We start from the raw sequence: 2,235 nt of genomic DNA, 5'->3' as shown, positions 1-2,235 counted from the left end.
CGCTGATCTTCATGAGGGGGTTGCTCGGCGTCTCGACCCAGAGGATCTTCGTTTCACCGGGAATGATCGCGGCCTCGACGGCGGCGAGATCGGACAGGTCGACGGTCGTGTTGCGGATGCCGACCGCGCCGTGCACCGTGTTGATCAGGCGGTGCGTTCCGCCGTAGACGTCGTTGCCGAGCACGATGTGATCGCCGGGTGCGAGCAGGGCACGCAGGATGGTGTCCTCCGCGGCGAGGCCGCTCGCGAACGACAGGCCGTGCGCGCCACCCTCGAGGGCGGCGAGCAGGGTCTCGAGCACGGTGCGCGTCGGGTTCCCGCCGCGGCTGTATTCGTAGCCGCCGCGCAGGTGGCCGATGCTCTCCTGCACATAGGTCGAGGTCAGGTAGATCGGCGGAATGACGGCTCCGGTCGTCGGGTCGAATTCCTGTCCGGCGTGGATGGCGAGGGTGTCGAAGTTCGGGGTGCTGGGCATCCGTGGGTCCTTTGGTGGTGGGCGCTCAGGCGCTGAGGTAGGTGAGGAGGTCGTAGCGGGTGATGACGCCGAGGGGCTTGCCATCGGCGGTGACGAGGAGGGCATCGTCGTGGGCGAAGGCGGCACGGGCGGACGCGACGGGTTCGTTGACGCCGATCATCGGCAGGGAATCGCCGACGTAGGCGCTGATCTTGTCGGTGAGTTTCGCCTCGCCGGAGAAGACGAGCTCCATCAAGTGGCGCTCGTCGATCGCGCCGAGCACCTCTCCCATCACGACCGGCGGCTTGGCGGTCAACACGAGCAGCTGGGAGACGCTCGACACCGTCATGGCCTCGATCGCGTCGCGCACGGTGTCGATCGGGTGCACGTAGACGAAGGCAGGCAGGGTGCCGGTCTTGCTCTCGAGGAGGTCTGCCACGGTGTGCCCGGCCGGGGCGTTGCTGAAGCCGTAGCTGCGCATCCACTTGTCGTTGAAGATCTTGCCGAGGTAGCCGCGACCGCCGTCGGGCAGCAGCACGACGACGACGGCGTCGGCCGGGAGGATCGCCGCGGCGCGAAGGGCCGCGACCACGGCCATGCCGCTCGAACCGCCGACGAGGATGCCCTCTTCGAGTGCGAGGCGCCTGGTCATGGCGAAGGATTCGGCGTCGGAGACGGCGATGACCTCGTGCACGACGGCGGGGTCGTACGCCGCAGGCCAGAAGTCCTCGCCGACGCCTTCAACGAGGTAGGGCCTGCCGGTGCCGCCGGAGTAGACCGAGCCTTCCGGGTCCGCGCCGATGATGCGCACCGTGTCGCCGGAGACCTCGCGGAGGTACCGCCCGGTGCCGGTGATCGTTCCGCCGGTGCCGACGCCCGCGACGAAGTGGGTGACGGTGCCGTCGGTGTCGCGCCAGATCTCCGGACCTGTCGACTCGTAGTGGCTGAGCGGCCCGTTCGGATTGGCGTACTGGTTGGGCTTGAAGGCGCCGGGGATCTCCCTGGCGAGCCGGTCGGAGACGCTGTAGTACGACTCCGGGTCGTCGGGCGCGACGGATGTCGGGGTCACGACGACCTCGGCGCCGTACGCGGTGAGCACGTTGCGCTTGTCCTCGCCGACCTTGTCCGGCAGCACGAACACGCACCGGTAGCCGCGCTGCTGCGCGACGAGGGCGAGGCCGACGCCGGTGTTGCCGGACGTGGGTTCGACGATGGTTCCGCCGGGCAGCAGCAGGCCGTCACGTTCGGCGGCATCGATGATTCGGGTGGCGATCCGGTCCTTCGCGGAGCCGCCCGGGTTGAAGTACTCGAGTTTGACCAGCACGGTCGCGCCGATCCCCTCGGTGACCTTGTTGAGTTTGACCAGCGGCGTGTTGCCGATGAGGTCGAGGATGGTGTCTGCAATCTTCATGGAAGATCCTTCGTCGAGGTGTCGTGAATGTCACCGCGCGGCCTGGGGCTCACGCACGGGACGGGCGAGGAGTGATCGGGGTGGGGCGTCAGGGGTCGGTCAGCGACCCGGACAACACGGACACTTCAGACGGACGAGCACCCTCCAACTCTAGTACCGCTCGTCGGTGAGCGGGCGGGGCGGAATCACAGGGGCGCTCGGTGCCACGGCCGGGACAGCACCCGAGACGGCGCCCGGGCTCGCGACCTGCTCGGAGTAGAGCCGCGCGTAGACGCCGTTCGCGGCGAGCAGGCCGCCGTGGGTCCCGCTCTCGACGATCGTCGCCTCGTCGAGGATGAGCACTTCCGGGTTCTTCAGGAGCACCCTGGCG

The 2,235-nt window shown here is 68.5% G+C and carries 2 protein-coding genes and 1 pseudogene; all 3 read right to left on the bottom strand.

Annotated features, from left to right (window positions below; all coding sequences use genetic code 11):
* Nucleotides 1-475 (bottom strand): PLP-dependent transferase (locus QN357_RS18730; protein WP_323505366.1); only part of this gene is annotated, 475 nt, incomplete at its 3' end.
* Nucleotides 476-500: 25 nt separating this feature from the next.
* Nucleotides 501-1,865, bottom strand: a complete 1,365-nt coding sequence (locus tag QN357_RS18725; RefSeq protein WP_323505365.1) for a cystathionine beta-synthase — start codon at nucleotides 1,863-1,865, stop codon at nucleotides 501-503.
* Nucleotides 1,866-2,015: 150 nt separating this feature from the next.
* Nucleotides 2,016-2,235: pseudogene (locus QN357_RS18720) on the bottom strand (hypothetical protein); the annotation flags it as partial.

Source organism: Cryobacterium sp. RTC2.1 (genome assembly GCF_035018685.1).
Classification (GTDB): Bacteria; Actinomycetota; Actinomycetes; order Actinomycetales; family Microbacteriaceae; genus Cryobacterium; species Cryobacterium glucosi.
Note: the sequence above shows the minus strand (reverse complement) of the source record. Positions and strands in the feature narration are given on the sequence as shown.

Bases quoted from the DNA above. Each gene is read 5' to 3' on its own strand.
- QN357_RS18725 (WP_323505365.1), bottom strand. From the start codon at position 1,865: ATGAAGATTGCAGACACCATCCTCGACCTCATCGGCAACACGCCGCTG.